Origin of the sequence: Streptococcus sp. AM43-2AT (assembly GCF_003603405.1) — a bacterium.
GTDB lineage: Bacteria > Bacillota > Bacilli > Lactobacillales > Streptococcaceae > Streptococcus > Streptococcus ilei.
Genome location: NZ_QTND01000001.1, coordinates 18,923 through 33,862 on the forward strand (window position 1 = coordinate 18,923; position 14,940 = coordinate 33,862).

A 14,940-nucleotide genomic window follows, 5' to 3' on the forward strand; every position below is an offset into this window, starting at 1 on the left:
TTAAAACTGTTCCTATTTTTAATGATCTTTTTTGAAACCGCTTGCATTTCTATCTGGATAAGGGTATACTGAAGGTAGCGTTGGTATAGTTGTTTTTCGTCGGCTTGAAAATTTTTTCTAGCCTCTTTTGTAGTCATAAAGGAGATCGACTATGAGAAAACTACTGGTCAAACTAATGATTGCTTTCATGGCCTTTGCCTTGATTCCAGTTCAAGTTGCTCAGGCTTGCTCAGCCATCATTGTTGGGAAGGAGCTCACGACAGATGGTTCCATGCTCTTCGGGCGGACTGAAGACTATCCTTATGCTCCCGATGGTGGTCGCCACAATAAAACTTACGAAGTGGTACCTGCCAAAGACTATAAGGATGGGGATATGTTGGAGGATGAATCCAATGGCTTTGCTTATCCGCACTTGAGTCATGAAATGAAATATACCGCAACTTATGATGCGGCGCATGGAGATGGTTCCAACGGGAACTTCGGAGCACACGGCTTTAACGAAGCTGGTGTTTCCATGACCTCTACAGTATCGGCAACCCCACACGATAAAATTTTGAAAGCAGACCCACTCGTGAAAAATGGATTGGCTGAGGCTGCTATGGTAGACTTGGTTCTTCCACGTGCCAAAACAGCTCGTGAAGGAATTGAGTTGGTTGCCAAGGTACTTGATGAAAAAGGATCTGCCGAAGGAAACATTATTGTCGTAGCAGATAAAAATGAACTCTGGTACATGGAAATCCTATCTGGACACCAATATGTAGCTATTAAATTCCCTCAAGACCGCTATGCCATCTTTGCCAATACCTACTATCTAGGAAATGTGGATTTCAAGGACAAGGACAATGTCATTGCTTCGAAAGATGTGGAAGCAGTTGCTAAAAAGGCAGACCACTACAAGACTGATAAAGATGGCAACTTCCATATTGCAGACTCTTATGGTCCAGATGAATATACCGAACGCAACCGCTCACGGACCTATGCAGGAATTACCTTGATGGATCCGAAGGCGGATGTCAAATATGATGACAAGCACTTTGACCTCTTACGCAAACCAACGGATCCTTCTAAGAAGTATAGTCTAGAAGATGTTTTCGCTGAACAACGGAACCGTTTCGAACACCTCAAACAATATACTCCAGATGACTTGGTGGAACCAGGTAAAGAAGTAGATACCAATAAATACAAATACGCTTTGGGAAATGAAAATGTCATCAACGCCCACGTTTACCAAATTAAGAAGGACTTGCCAACTCCGTTTGGTGGTGTCGTTTGGTTGGGTCTCGCTCAAAGCCGGAACACCCCATATGTGCCATTCTATGGTATTGTCAATGATACCTATGCACCATTCAAAGTTCGCTCCGCCAAATACGATCCAACTTCATGGTACTGGGCTGTTTGGCATATTGACCAAATGGTCATGAAGTACCCAGACCTCTTTGGCAACACCATCCAAGAGAAGTGGAAAGAATTGGAAAAAGGTTGGATTAAGGAACAAGCAGCTTTGGATCAAAAATACAGTGGACTCACTGATGATCAAGCGAAAGCTACTGCAGACGAAGTAACAAGTGATTCTCTCAAACGTGCGGAAACCATCTTCAAACAAATCAAGCAAGTTGAAAGCGAGATGGAAGATAAGATTCGTACGGAAAAAGGTTTGGAAGCAGACTTTGTTTATGACGGCTATAACAAGGCTAATCTGGTAGCAGCAGCTGAAGCTGAAAAAGCATCAGCAAAAGAAACGGATAAGAAGGAAGAAACAGCTTCTAGTCAGTCTTCTACGAAGGCAAGTGATTCAAATAGCAGTTTAACCGCCATCTTAGGAGTTTTAGCCCTTGCAGGATTTGGCTTGGCAGGTTTCTACTTTAAAAAATCAAAAAAGAATGAAAATAAAGAATAAGAAGATAGAGACTGATAGATAAGCCTCCTGTCTCAAATGGATTCTTAGAGAGTGGAATAGAAGTCTTCACAAAGGAAGCTTGCAATTCCACTCTTTTTATTGTTATTTGCTTGCAATTTTTGTATGATAGGAATAGATAGAAAGAAGGAGAAGAAACGGATGCCTAAAAAATTGATTGCCTATAAGCGGATGCCTTTGTGGACTAAGGATACCATGCCAGAAGCAGTCCAAAGAAAGCACAATACCAAGATAGGAACCTGGGGAAAGATTACCGTCCTCAAAGGAAAGTTGAAGTTTGTCGAGCTGACAGAAGATGGGGAAGAAGTAGCTAGCCATGTTTTTGAAGCAGGTGCGGATAATCCTATGGCACAACCGCAAGCTTGGCACCGTGTAGAGGCCCTTACAGATGATGTGGAATGGTTTTTAGAATTCTACTGTGAGCCCAAAGATTATTTCCCAAAAAAATATAATAGCAACCCCGTCCATTCAGAAGTACTAGAAGCTATGGAGTCCCTTTCTCCAGGGAAGGCCCTGGACTTGGGATGTGGGCAAGGACGCAATGCCCTATTTTTAGCCCAACAGGGCTTTGAAGTGACGGCGGTCGATCAAAATGAATTGGCTCTGGAAATCCTACAAAGTATTGTGGAACAAGAAGATTTGGAAATGACGGTGGGACTCTATGATATTAACTCAGCAGCCCTGACGCAAACCTATGACTTGATTGTTTCAACGGTAGTCCTCATGTTCTTACAAGCAGATCGCATTCCAGCTATTATCCAAAATATGCAAGACCAGACCAATCCTGGTGGCTATAACTTGATTGTTTGTGCCATGGATACAGAGGACTATCCTTGTCAGGTACCTTTCTCCTTTACTTTTAAAGAAGGTGAACTAGCAGATTACTACAAAGATTGGGAACTTATTAAATACAATGAGAATCCAGGTCATCTTCATAGACGAGATGAAGAGGGCAATCGGATTGCCTTACGCTTTGCGACGATGTTGGCAAAGAAAAAATAAATAATTAGCTAGACAAGGTTCCCTTTGAGGAGGCACCTTGTCTTTTTTGAAAACTTTCTGAGAACACTTGATTTTTTACAGAAAAGGAGTAGACTGGTAGTGTATCTTTTAACAATATTGAGGTAAAACATGTGAAGCTCTATGTTCAACTGATGATTATCTTTACCATCTCTTTAATCGGGGAGGGAATATCGACATTATTTCATTTACCAGTTCCAGGAAGTATTATTGGTTTATTGATCCTATTTCTTTGTTTGCAATTAAAATGGCTCCGCCTTCGTCATGTAAACCTGGTAGGGTCTTTTCTATTAGCCAATATGACCATTTTATTTTTACCTCCAGCGGTTGGGATTATGGATAAGTTTGATGTCATCCAGCCTTATTTATTTCCAATCGTGTTGATGATTCTGGGAGCTATCATCATCAATATTAGTCTCATTGCGCTTGTTGTTGGATTTATCAAGACCAGATATGAGGGTAATTATGAAGGAGGGGAAAAATGATGGAAAATTTATGGTCAAATCCTCTCTTTGGGATATCTTTATCCATCTTTGCCTATCTAATTGGGATGATGATTTTTCGTCGCTTCCCTCATCCCATCACGACTCCTCTCTTAGTTGCTACGGTGTTGGTCATCGCCTTCTTGAAACTGACAGGGATTTCCTATAAGGCCTATAATATTGGGGGGACTTACCTCAGCAATTTGATTGTCCCCTCAACGGTTGTCTTAGGTATTCCCTTGTATAAGAGTTTCCATTTGATGAAGCACCATGCTAAGAGTATTCTTCTTAGTAGTTTTCTAGCCGTAGTGGTCAACACAGTTTTCACAGCTGTCCTGGCTAAGCTTTTTGGGATGAAGTACTTTCTAGCTATTTCTCTCTTTCCTAAGTCTGTAACAACAGCTATGGCAGTAGGGATTGCTGAGAAAATGCAGGGGATTACCACAATAACTTTGGTCGTCGTTGTGGCAACAGGGATTCTAACCAGTGTCTTGGGGCCGACTATTCTTAAATTCCTAAAAGTAGAGGATCCTGTTGCCATTGGGTTGGCCCTTGGAGGGACAGGTCATGCGGTGGGTACTGGCACAGCCTTTCAGTATGGTCAAGTAGCCGGGGCTATGGGAGGTTTAGCAATTGGGATAACAGGTGTTTTCTACGTCTTTGTAAGTCCCCTTGTGGCGAGCCTTATTCTTTCCTAAAAAGGATGATAGTGTTCAGAAAAAAGCTTGGAAGAAGTTCCGAGTTTTTTTATTGTACAGGTAGATTGAGAAGGTGTATGATAATTTGAATTTCAAACAATTTTCAGATAGATTACTAATTGGTTACAGTAGTTGTAAGCGCTTGCCAAACCTTGGACCAAAAGGTATACTAAAAGAGGTTATACGGTTAATATTTAGTTAAAGGAGTTCAATATGAAGAAACGATATGCTCGATCAGCCTTGGGCTTGATCACTGCTCTCTTCCTCTTTGCCCAACCGGTAGAGGCCTGTACAGGTTTTATCATCGGAAAAAAATTAACAGCAGATGGGAATGCTTTGTACGGACGTACAGAGGACTTAGAACCGAACCACAATAAGAACTTTGTGGTGCGAGAACGAACTTATAACAAGAAAGGGGATGTCTTTGAAGATGCAACCAATGGCTTTAAGTATGAGCTCCCTGAAGTAAGTTATAAATATACAGCTGTCCCAGATGTGACACCAGAACAGGGTGTATTTGATGAAGCTGGTTTTAATGAGCATGGAGTGTCCATTTCAGCGACTGTCTCAGCTTCTGCAAATGACAAGATTCAAAAGGTCGATCCTTATGTAGAGGACGGATTGGCTGAGTCTGCTCTCACTAGTGTTGTTCTTCCGAGTGTAAAAACGGCTCGTGAAGGAGTCGAGCTAATTGCAAAAATTGTGGAAGAAAAAGGGGCGGCAGAAGGTAATATTGTGACGATTGCGGACAAGGAAGGAATCTGGTACATGGAGATTCTTTCTGGTCACCAGTATGTAGCGATTCTCTTCCCAGAAGATCGCTATGCTGTCTTCCCAAACACCTTCTTCTTAGGACATGTAGATTTTACAAATACAGAACGGACGATTGCCTCCAAGGATGTTGAAAAAGTTGCCCGTGATGCAGGATCCTATAAAGAAATCGATGGCCAATTCCATGTATCTCAATCCTACAATCCCCCTTTGCATGAGGCGGACCGTTCTCGTGTTTGGTCTGGTATTAAATCACTGGATCCAGATGCAGATGTGAACTATGATGACGACTATTTTGACTTGATGCATACAACGGATCGGAAATTGACGCTACGAGATGCGATGAATCTCCAACGCAATCGATTAGAAGGAACAGACTTCAAACCACAAGATCAAATGGAGTTAGATGGAAAAGGGATCCCAGAAAAAGGGAAGTTTGATGAAGTCTATAAATACCCGATTTCGAATCCGAATGTTATGGAAGCCCATATTTTCCAACTAAAGGACAATGTTCCTGATAGTGCTGGTGGGGGAACCATGTGGTTAGCGATGGGAAGCCCACGAAATGCCCCATATCTTCCATACTATGGAAACATCACCAATACTTATCAAGCTTATCAAGAATTAGGAACAGCCTATAATCCCCAATCTTGGTATTGGACTATGTCTCGGATCAATGATTTAGTTGCTAAATATCCTGATTTATTTGGAGATGGAGCAATCCGTACCGAAATGGAACGCTTAGAATCTCAATGGATGGCTGAGCAAGAAATCAGTGACCAAGAACAAATTGCCCTCGCTTCACAGCCAGAGCAGGCGAGTCTAAAAGCGACAGAAACGAGCATGGCTCGTGCGCAAAAGACCTTTGATCGTCTACAAGAAATTCGTCAAGAAGCAGAAGAAAAAGTGATTGCTCAATATGGACAAGGCGCCATTGACGATTTAACGGATGAAGAAGATGCAAACCAAGAAGAAGAGATCAATTTGGTACCATTTGACTATGACTTCATCATCACGATTGGCCTAGCCCTTGTGACAGTGATCGGTGTAGGAGTTTTCTTCATCAAAACAAAGAAAGCAAAGGGAGGTAAGAAGGATGAATAAGTTTCAACGAATATTGCTCTTCCTATTTCTGGTCTTAGCAGGGATTGGTATGGAGTTTGAGCTAGGTTTTCTCTCTCAACAAGAGTTTAGCCAAGTAGCAGGGAGAGATTTGGTTTTAAACCTGCTCGTTTTAGGAGTGATTGTCGTTCCTCTTTATCTCTTTATTAAAGGACTTGCAAAAAGATTTGAGGTTCCCCTGCTTGTTTTGTGGGCTACCATGTTTGGCGGTGCTTTTGTTGCTGGCTGGCTCAGTTTTTCAGGGAACAGCCTAATTGACCATTTTAATAGTCATCTCATTCAGGATGTTAGTACCTTTAATAAATGGACAGATGCTTTGACAGCCCCATTTGCTGAAGAATTTTTTAAAGCTCTAGTGGCCTTCTGGATTCTCTTGATTTTGGGTCGTAAAGATTTGAAATCGATTTTAATCGCCGGTTTTGGATCTGGTCTTGGATTCCAAATCATTGAAGACCTTGGTTATGTGGCGCGTCAAACACGATCTGGAGACCTCTCAGCAGTAACGGAGGCAGTGAACCGTATTTCTGGTGGCTTAGCATCTCATGCAGTCTACACGGCTGTTGTCTCTGTTGGAGCCTTTCTCATCTTATCTCAGAGCACCAAACAAAAAGAAAAGCTCTTTGGTCTCTGGTGTGTGGTCTCCACGGTGGCGAATCACTTCTTATGGAACTCCCCATTCTATGAAACAGATCATCGGATCAATATTTTGGTAGGCTTGCTCTTTGCCTTCCAAGTTGGAACCTTTATTGAGGTGGTTCTCTTTGCTTATAAAAAACCGAATCTAGCCCTTTTAAAGAAAAACTAAGGAAAGATTCAGTAGCTATCATACATTAAAAAGCTTAGAAACTTTTGTTTCTAAGCTTTTTTTCTAGATTCTATTTGCTTTCTTCTTTTTTCTTTAGACCAAAGAAGGCTAAGACGGATGTCAACAGAGCGAGCATATAGATAGCAGGAGAGTCAGTTGTTCCTGTTTCTGGCAGGGTAGCAGAGCCTGCTGTGAATGTTTTAGCGACTGTCAATGACAAGTGATAGTTGCTGGCATCGACCTGTTTATCATCCTTAGCAGATGGTAAAGTATTCTTTGTTTGGTGAGTTAGTTGATTAGGAGAATTCGTACCAACTAGAGCTGGAATATATGTTTGATCCTTTTTACCGGTAGATGGATTAGTTGGTTGCTCATTTTTACCGGTAGATGGGATAACTGGTTGGTCATTGCTTCCTGGGTAGGACTTTGGATCAGCAGGATCTGTTCCCTGTTTGATTTCTTCAATATCTGCCACACCATCTCCATCTGAATCTTTGCTAGCAGAAAGAGAGATTGTACGAGAATTTGGATTAATCACTGCATAAGCTGTGAGATCTGCCTTAGCAAGGTAATCTGCAAAGGCAACGTCCATGGAAGGACCTTCCTCACGAGCTCCTCCTAACATGGTGTAACCATCCCCACCTGCTGCTAAGAAGTCATTGGTAGTCAAGTAGTAGTCTTTAGCAAGGTTGAGAGGTTCATATTGACCGGTTTCTGGATTTTTAATTTCGACATAGAGGACGCGTTTTTCAGCTGGTAGGCTAGTATCGTAATAAACTTTTGCTCCAGAAACTTGGAGGAAGCCTCCGCTTGGTTCAAGGAGGGGTTGACCGTTTTCATCAAGAACTGTTTTGCCATCTTTTTCTTGTAAAATAGATCCAAGAGATTTCGTAAACATATCAGCAATATTCTGACCGGTTACTTTAATTTGAGAAATGGTATTCCCAAATGGGAGAACAGCAATGACGCTTCCTTTAGTGATTGGCTTATCTTTGGCAATGGTTTCGCGCAAGCCTCCACCGTTAGTTACAGCGAGGTTAGTCTTATGACTAAATCCGGTTTGACCATATTCGTAGAGGGCATCCGCTACGACATTTCCAAGGTTGGTCTCGCGGACACGGACATTTTCCCGTTGACCATTTAGTTCTACAGGACTATTGTCACGAACAATTTTTGCATTCTCGGCATCGTATTGTTCCTTGATCTTTTGGACCATGGCAGCTACTTTTGCATTTGGTACTACATTTTTTGTTGAAGCAGCTGAAATTTGTTGAGGATTTCCAAGCAATTGGTTGGCTTGATAGGTGATTTTGCCGATATTGTTCAGGTAGCTACCGGTTTGGTTATAGGTTACGTTTTCTCCATAAGTGGTTGATTGAACCGTATGGGAATGTCCATCAATGACGGTGACGCGTTTACCTTTCAGTTTTGGATTTTTTGAAAGTTCTTCAGCTAAGGTAGATCCTCGCCATTCGACTGGTGTAGTAGTATCTACCCCCAAGTGAGCAAGGACAACATAGTTTTTGTAAGTCTTGCCCTCAGCAGTAGCACGTGCTTCAATTTCATCAATGACCTTGTTTACTTCTGATATAGGATCCGTGAAGGTGACACCTTGGACATTCTTAGGGTGGGTTTTAGTAGCTGTTTCAGGAGTTGTTACACCGATAACGACAAACTCATCCCCAACTACATTCTTATCTTTATCGACAATGGTTGAAGCTTCAAATAAGCGAGCACCGTTGATGTAGGTGTTGGAGCTGAGAAGTGGAAAGTTTAAGATTTCTTTGTATTTCTTAGCCTCATCCAAACCAAAATCGAACTCATGGTTTCCGACTGCCATAGCATCGTAGCCAATTTCGTTCAAAATTTTCGCCCGTTCTTCCCCTTTCGAACTATTTGAAATCGGGAGTCCTTGGAAGGCATCCCCAGCATCTACGACCAATGTAGATGGATTTTTCGCCCGTTCTTCATCGATGACGGCGGCTAATTTAGCATCTCCAATCACACCCTTTTCTTCGACAATCCGACCATGAACGTCGTTGGTATGTAGGATATTTGCTTCAGGCAACTCAGCTGAACTCTCTGTAGCACCTTCGGAAGTAGCAGTACTAGCTTCTGTTGAAGCAGGAGTTGCAGCATCCGTAGCATTTGTTGAAGCAGGAGCTGCTTCAAGGCTAGTTTCAGGAGCTGTTTGCTCATCTGCAGCTACCTGAGAAGCTAGGAAGGCAGGAGCAAGCAATAAGATCGGTAAAAGAAGTTTCTTCTTTTTCATAAACGGTCCTCTTTTCTATTTTATTCCGTACTAAATATTATAGCTAAAAATAGAAGAAAAAGAAAACGATTTCTGATGCTTGGGTAAATAATTCTTGTGCGAGCTTTGGTGTTTCATCTAGTTGGCCTTAGCAATAAAAAAGAGAGTGGGACAAAAGTCCTAGCCTCTTAATTTTCTTTGGATTGTCGAGCAAGACGCAGTGGTTGAGTGGACTCTACTACGCTGATTTCATTAGCTTTTACAGCTCTACTCAACTGTGCGGAGGTGGGACGACGAAATCGAATTCTAACGAATTATCGATTTCTGTCCCACTTTCCATTTTCTTATTCAGTTATAGGTTGGTTCCAAGTGGTAAAGTCAGTAACACTTAATACGACAGTTGCGATTTCGATCGGCTCTTCTTTTGCTCCAGTTGACAACCATTTCGTGATCACTGCTTCAATCGTAGCTGCAAAGATTTCAACAGCATACTTATAAGGAACTTGGAATTTATTTACCAAATGGTCTTTGGCGTGTGGAGTATCGTCAAGAAGTTGCAGGGTGAAATTTTTCATTAGAAACTGAAACTCTTGGTAATCCATCTGCATCAAGGCGTAAATAAAATCATAATTATCTTGAATATATTGAAGGGAGGCAAGAAAATTTGCTCGATTGACAGTGCTTGTAGCGAATAGTTCTCCCAACTCGCCTAATAGTTCAGATTTTAGCTGGTTGAACATATCTTGTTTGTCTACATAATGGAGATAGAATGTCCCTCGATTAATGCCGGCTTCTTTTGTTAATTGGCTAATGGTAAGACTCTCAAGTGATTGTTCAAGAAGTAGGCGTGATAGGGCACTTCGGATAGCATTTTTAGAATTCGTTTTTCTCTTTTTTCGGGTCATAGTTCCTCCTTTATCATGTAGTTTGGTATAAATTATTGTTCACTAATCATCATATTATACAGAAATCAAATTTATTCCTCAACAGAATAAAATTTTAGTATCATTCTATAAGTCTAAATAGCTTAAAATCGGGTCTTGTTCTTATACTGTGAAAGCCACTTTGGCAGGATTATAAAATTTTTTCCCAGCTCTACTTTCAAAGGGGCTATTATATAAAAAAACAAGAAAAAACTTGAAATATCAGTTATCTAAACCAATTAAATAATTCGAATATATTTGTTATTATATCACAAACTAAGAAAAGGAGGTCAGATGATGCTTGGAGAATTCTCTCTCTTGAACTAGATAAGATCAAGCCTATTCATTGTCTATTTTTGCATAGAAAAGTATTAGTTTATAGTCCAGATTTCTCCATAAGTTTATGATTGTCAAGAGCTTGTTCATTCCAGGAATTTTAGTCGTTTTCATAGATTGATTATCCTTGGTCTTCCCGTGAAAAAGGACTATAATAAAGATAGGAACTTGTGTTTAAGTGGGAGAAGAAATATGGCTTATATTGAGATGAAACATAGTTACAAGTGCTATCAAACAGGTGAGACTCACATCATTGCCAATAAAGATGTTACTTTTGAAATTGAGAAAGGCGAATTGGTCATCATTTTGGGAGCATCAGGCGCAGGAAAATCAACCCTTCTCAATATTTTGGGAGGTATGGATACCAATGATGAAGGAGAGGTTCTGGTGGATGGGAAAGCCATCTCAAGTTTCTCATCACACCAACGAACGGATTATCGCAGAAATGATGTTGGCTTTGTTTTTCAGTTTTATAATCTCATTCCCAATTTGACGGCCAAGGAAAATGTTGAGCTAGCATCTGAAATTGTTTCTGACGCCCTAGATCCTGAACAAGTCTTGCGAGAGGTTGGATTGGGAGAGCGAATGAACAACTTCCCAGCCCAGTTATCTGGTGGGGAACAACAACGGGTGGCTATTGCACGCGCAGTGGCAAAGAATCCTAAGATTCTCCTTTGTGATGAACCAACAGGGGCTTTGGATTACCAAACCGGCAAACAGGTTTTAAAAATTCTTCAGGACATGTCTCGTAAGAAAGGAGCAACAGTGATCATCGTCACCCATAATGCTTCCTTAGCACCAATAGCAGATCGCGTCATTCAGATGCATGATGCCCAAGTAAAAACCGTGACCATCCATAAATCTCCGTTAGATATCGAAAACCTAGAGTATTAGGGGGGGTAGTCATGAAGCGAAAAGTATATTGGAAAGATTTATTCCATTCTTTTACTAGTTCCAAAGGGCGCTTTTTATCCATTTTAACACTGATGATGCTAGGAACCTTAGCCCTCGTCGGTTTAAAAGTAACGACCCCAAATATGCATCGGACTGCCCAACGCTTTATTGACCAACAAGAGATGTTGGACCTAGCAGTAATGGGGGATTTTGGTTTGGACAAGACTGATCAAGAGGAACTGAGAGGCTTGACTGGGGCTCGCTTGGAATTTTCCTACTTGACGGATGTGACAATAGATGGAAAGGACAAGGCTATTCGACTTTTTTCCACTCCAGAAGCCATCTCGCGCTTTCAGCTGACTTCAGGGCGACTTCCGCAGAAACAAGATGAGGTAGCTCTAGCAGCATTTTGGAAAGATAGTTACCAGATTGGGGATCAGATAAGTATCCATGCAAAGGCAGGAAGTCCATCTGTTCTAAAGTCAAAAAATTATCGAATTGTTGGCTTTATAAAGTCTGCTGAGATGTGGTCCGAAAAAGACTTGGGACAAGCTACGAGTGGAAGTGGTTCCTTAGATGCTTATGGGGTCCTCTCAAAAGGAGCCTTTACTAGTCCTGTTTATAGCCTTGCTCGGATTCGGTTTGATGATTTGAGGGGGCTAAATCCATTCTCAACTAGCTACCAAGACCGTCTGGTCTCCCATCAAAAGGAGCTGGAAAAACTCCTAGCTGGAAATGGACAGGAGCGCTATCGAAAACTTCAGGCTGATGGGAAACAAAAGATCAAAAAAGGCCAAGAAGAACTTGATGGTGCAAACAAACGGTTAGCAGAAGCGCGTGAAAAGGCAGGCCAAGCACAGACACAATTGACGGAGCAAGCCAATAAACTAAATCAGCTTTCTACACTCTTTCCCAAAGAAGAATTAGAAGCGAGACGACGCGAGTTGGCAGAAGCCCAAAAGCAACTAGATCAGGAATTGGTCAACATACAGACGGGTGAATCAGAACTAGCAACTAAACAAAAGGACCTGGAAAAGACAAAGGAAGAATTAGAGAATCTAGCTCTACCAAACTATCATGTTTACGATCGAAAAACCATTCCAGGCGGACAGGGTTACCTCATGTATAGTAATGCCAGTGCCAGTATCTCCGAGGTAGGCAATCTATTTCCTGTGGTGCTCTACGCAGTCGCTGCCATGGTCACCTTTACGACCATGACTCGTTTTGTTGATGAAGAACGGAGCCATGCTGGCTTGTTCAAAGCCTTGGGCTATCGAACGAAAGATATCTTGGCAAAGTTTCTCCTGTATGGCTTTGTTGCTGGAACAGTTGGGACAGGCCTAGGAACTCTTATCGGTCATTATGTTCTATCGGGGACCATTTCGCAAATTATCACTCAGGGGATGGTCGTAGGACCAAGCCAACAATATTTTTATTGGTCCTATACTTTGTTAGCCTTAGGACTTTCTCTCCTTTCTAGTGTCTTTCCAGCTTATTTGGTTGCTAGAAGAGAATTGAAGGAAGAGGCCAGTCTGCTCCTACTCCCCAAACCACCAGTTTCTGGATCCAGTATTTTGCTTGAGCGCTGTCGTTTTGTGTGGAAACGTCTTAGTTTCACTCAAAAGGTGACAGTAAGGAATATTTTTCGTTACAAACAGCGGATGATTATGACTATCTTTGGTGTTGCTGGTTCGGTAGCCCTTCTCTTTGCGGGTCTGGGAATTCAATCATCTGTCGGTGGAGTACCCCAACGTCAGTTTGGGGAAATCCTTAAATACGATATGATTCTCTCGATCAAATCCAGTCTGACAGACGAAGAGGAACAATCCTTGAAGAAGCGCTTGAAGCAGGCAGATATAAAAGAAACAGAAGCCATTTTTACAAAACGACTGGAGGCTTCTTATCCATCCGGACTTGGAAAGCAAACAGTTACATTAATGGTATCATCAAAAAACAGCTTGGAACCTTTTATCAGTCTCCGCTCAGAAGAGGGAGGACTCGACCTATCCAATGGGGCGGTGATTAGTAGTAAATTAGCGCAATTAGCTAAGGTGGGAGTTGGGGATGACTTACGGCTAGATGGTCATAAGATTAGGGTAGCTGCGATTACTGAAAATTATGTAGGCCATTTCGTCTATATGAATCAAGCAAACTATCAGAAAATCTATGGAAAAAAGGCTAAGAAGAATGCCTATTTGGTCCGATTACAGTCACCTTCGCATCAGTCGGTCCAGAAGGTCAGTCGGGACATGATGGAAGATGGAGCCGTGCTTGCTGTCACGCAAAACACTTCCTTGATTTCTCTCTTTCATTCCGTAGCCCAATCGTTGAATAAGACCATGATGATTTTAGTTCTAGTATCTATTTTGCTGGCGATTGTTATTTTATACAATTTAACCAATATCAATGTTGCAGAACGAATCCGTGAGTTATCAACCATAAAGGTATTAGGTTTTCATCATCAAGAAGTCACACTTTATATTTATCGAGAAACCATCCTTTTATCTCTTGTTGGGATAGGATTGGGCCTGGTAGGAGGCTATTATCTCCATCGCTTCTTGATTGCCATGATAGCCCCAGATGCCATTCTCTTTTATCCACGAGTAGCTCTTGGTGTCTATCTTTATCCTATTGTTGGTGTCATTCTGATCCTAGCTATTCTAGGAATCTTGGTCAATCACCATCTACGCAAGGTAGACATGCTGGAGGCTTTGAAATCTGTTGAATAGAAAATAAACTTCTACCCTAGGGTGGAAGTTTTTAAGAGCTTTGGTATAATGAGAAAAGGAGAAGAGACATGATAAAAATTGCTTTGCTTTCGGATATACATGGGAATACAACTGCTTTAGAGGCTGTGCTTAAAGATGCCAAGCGGGCAGGTGTAGAAGAATACTGGTTATTAGGGGATGTCCTTATGCCGGGGACTGGTAGACGACATCTTTTGAACCTACTTGAAGAATTGCCTATCACCGTACAGATTTTAGGAAATTGGGAAGATAGCTTGTGGCGAGCGATGAAGGGGATGCTGGATCCATCAAGGGCTAGTCACCGTTATTTGATGCGCCATTGTCAGTATATCTTAGAAGAAATTCGTCCAGAAGAAATAGAGGCCATGCAAAGTCTGCCCATGCAAGTGCATCGGGAAGTTTCTGGCTTAATAGTGGGCATCACCCATCATCTGCCAGACAAAAACTGGGGACGAGAATTGATCCATATAGGAGACCAGAAAGATTTTGATCGCCTCGTAACCAATCCCCCTTGTGATCTAGCAGTCTATGGTCATATTCACCAACAATTTTTCCGATATGGAAGTGGTGGAGAGCTCATCTTGAATCCAGGTTCTATCGGCCAGCCCTTCTTTTTGCAGGCCAATCTTCGAAAGGATCTCCGGGCCATGTATGCTATTCTAGAGTTTGATGAATCGGGTTTGAAAGATGTTGACTTTCGGCGGGTGTCCTATGACATTGAGAGAGAACTCCAACTGGCCAAGGATCTGAAACTACCTTACTTCCAAGTTTACTATGAAAGTTTAGTCAATGGGATTCACCATACCCATAATCAGGAGCTTCTACATGAAATAGCCCAGCGAGAGGGACACAATGTAGAAGTAGACGCATGGTTGAGAGATTTTTTCAACTAGTGTAACAGTTGACATTACAACAAATAAGGGTATAATAGACTAAAAGAAAGAACTTTAACGTCGGAAGAGTAAATGTATCTAGT

The 14,940-nt window shown here is 41.7% G+C and carries 11 protein-coding genes; 9 read left to right on the forward strand and 2 right to left on the reverse strand.

The genetic code is table 11. The annotated features are described in order from the left end of the window. The first annotated feature begins 151 nt into the window (after positions 1-151). The 6 genes from DW930_RS00110 (at position 152) to DW930_RS00135 (ending at position 6,813) form a co-directional block, all read left to right on the forward strand. Positions 152-1,897: a C69 family dipeptidase gene (locus DW930_RS00110; RefSeq protein WP_123159015.1), complete on the forward strand. Its 1,746-nt coding sequence runs from the start codon at positions 152-154 to the stop codon at positions 1,895-1,897. Positions 1,898-2,056: 159 nt separating this feature from the next. Then, the gene (gene tehB / locus DW930_RS00115; RefSeq protein WP_123159016.1) at positions 2,057-2,917 is read left to right on the forward strand and encodes an SAM-dependent methyltransferase TehB; all 861 of its coding nucleotides are present in this window, start codon (positions 2,057-2,059) and stop codon (positions 2,915-2,917) included. 131 nt (positions 2,918-3,048) lie between these two features. Then, a complete protein-coding gene (locus DW930_RS00120) occupies positions 3,049-3,420 on the forward strand; it encodes a CidA/LrgA family protein (RefSeq protein WP_123159017.1) in 372 nt (123 codons plus the stop codon). After that, positions 3,420-4,115 carry an LrgB family protein gene (locus DW930_RS00125; RefSeq protein WP_123159452.1) on the forward strand — a complete coding sequence of 232 codons (696 nt, stop codon included), beginning with the start codon at positions 3,420-3,422 and terminating at the stop codon, positions 4,113-4,115. Before DW930_RS00120 ends, DW930_RS00125 begins: the two co-directional genes overlap by 1 nt. A 213-nt stretch (positions 4,116-4,328) precedes the next feature. Next, the gene (locus DW930_RS00130; RefSeq protein WP_023023953.1) at positions 4,329-5,990 is read left to right on the forward strand and encodes a C69 family dipeptidase; all 1,662 of its coding nucleotides are present in this window, start codon (positions 4,329-4,331) and stop codon (positions 5,988-5,990) included. Next, complete coding sequence (locus tag DW930_RS00135) at positions 5,983-6,813, forward strand: PrsW family glutamic-type intramembrane protease (protein ID WP_023023951.1); 831 nt, start codon at positions 5,983-5,985, stop codon at positions 6,811-6,813. The genes DW930_RS00130 and DW930_RS00135 overlap by 8 nt, the downstream gene beginning before the upstream one ends. Before the next feature lie 70 nt (positions 6,814-6,883). Here the strand turns inward: DW930_RS00135 and nt5e are convergent, their stop codons facing one another. Both nt5e and DW930_RS00145 read right to left on the reverse strand, forming a co-directional pair. Further along, positions 6,884-9,085 (reverse strand): cell surface ecto-5'-nucleotidase Nt5e, encoded by a 2,202-nt coding sequence (gene nt5e, locus DW930_RS00140; RefSeq protein WP_023023948.1) that lies wholly within the window; start codon positions 9,083-9,085, stop codon positions 6,884-6,886. Positions 9,086-9,408: 323 nt separating this feature from the next. Then, positions 9,409-9,969: a TetR/AcrR family transcriptional regulator gene (locus DW930_RS00145; protein WP_023023946.1), complete on the reverse strand. Its 561-nt coding sequence runs from the start codon at positions 9,967-9,969 to the stop codon at positions 9,409-9,411. Between the two features lie 546 nt (positions 9,970-10,515). Here DW930_RS00145 and DW930_RS00150 point away from each other — a divergent pair. The 3 genes from DW930_RS00150 to DW930_RS00160 all read left to right on the forward strand — a co-directional run bounded on the left by DW930_RS00150 (position 10,516) and on the right by DW930_RS00160 (position 14,857). Continuing rightward, positions 10,516-11,217 carry an ABC transporter ATP-binding protein gene (locus tag DW930_RS00150; protein ID WP_023023941.1) on the forward strand — a complete coding sequence of 234 codons (702 nt, stop codon included), beginning with the start codon at positions 10,516-10,518 and terminating at the stop codon, positions 11,215-11,217. Positions 11,218-11,228: 11 nt separating this feature from the next. Then, positions 11,229-13,946 carry an FtsX-like permease family protein gene (locus tag DW930_RS00155; protein ID WP_123159018.1) on the forward strand — a complete coding sequence of 906 codons (2,718 nt, stop codon included), beginning with the start codon at positions 11,229-11,231 and terminating at the stop codon, positions 13,944-13,946. Between the two features lie 68 nt (positions 13,947-14,014). Continuing rightward, positions 14,015-14,857 carry a metallophosphoesterase family protein gene (locus tag DW930_RS00160; protein WP_123159019.1) on the forward strand — a complete coding sequence of 281 codons (843 nt, stop codon included), beginning with the start codon at positions 14,015-14,017 and terminating at the stop codon, positions 14,855-14,857. Positions 14,858-14,940: the final 83 nt, after the last annotated feature.

Bases quoted from the DNA above. Each gene is read 5' to 3' on its own strand.
- DW930_RS00155 (WP_123159018.1), top strand. From the start codon at position 11,229: ATGAAGCGAAAAGTATATTGGAAAGATTTATTCCATTCTTTTACTAGT.
- DW930_RS00130 (WP_023023953.1), top strand. From the start codon at position 4,329: ATGAAGAAACGATATGCTCGATCAGCCTTGGGCTTGATCACTGCTCTC.
- nt5e (WP_023023948.1), bottom strand. From the start codon at position 9,085: ATGAAAAAGAAGAAACTTCTTTTACCGATCTTATTGCTTGCTCCTGCC.
- tehB (WP_123159016.1), top strand. From the start codon at position 2,057: ATGCCTAAAAAATTGATTGCCTATAAGCGGATGCCTTTGTGGACTAAG.
- DW930_RS00125 (WP_123159452.1), top strand. From the start codon at position 3,420: ATGGAAAATTTATGGTCAAATCCTCTCTTTGGGATATCTTTATCCATC.
- DW930_RS00110 (WP_123159015.1), top strand. From the start codon at position 152: ATGAGAAAACTACTGGTCAAACTAATGATTGCTTTCATGGCCTTTGCC.
- DW930_RS00145 (WP_023023946.1), bottom strand. From the start codon at position 9,969: ATGACCCGAAAAAAGAGAAAAACGAATTCTAAAAATGCTATCCGAAGT.
- DW930_RS00160 (WP_123159019.1), top strand. From the start codon at position 14,015: ATGATAAAAATTGCTTTGCTTTCGGATATACATGGGAATACAACTGCT.
- DW930_RS00135 (WP_023023951.1), top strand. From the start codon at position 5,983: ATGAATAAGTTTCAACGAATATTGCTCTTCCTATTTCTGGTCTTAGCA.
- DW930_RS00150 (WP_023023941.1), top strand. From the start codon at position 10,516: ATGGCTTATATTGAGATGAAACATAGTTACAAGTGCTATCAAACAGGT.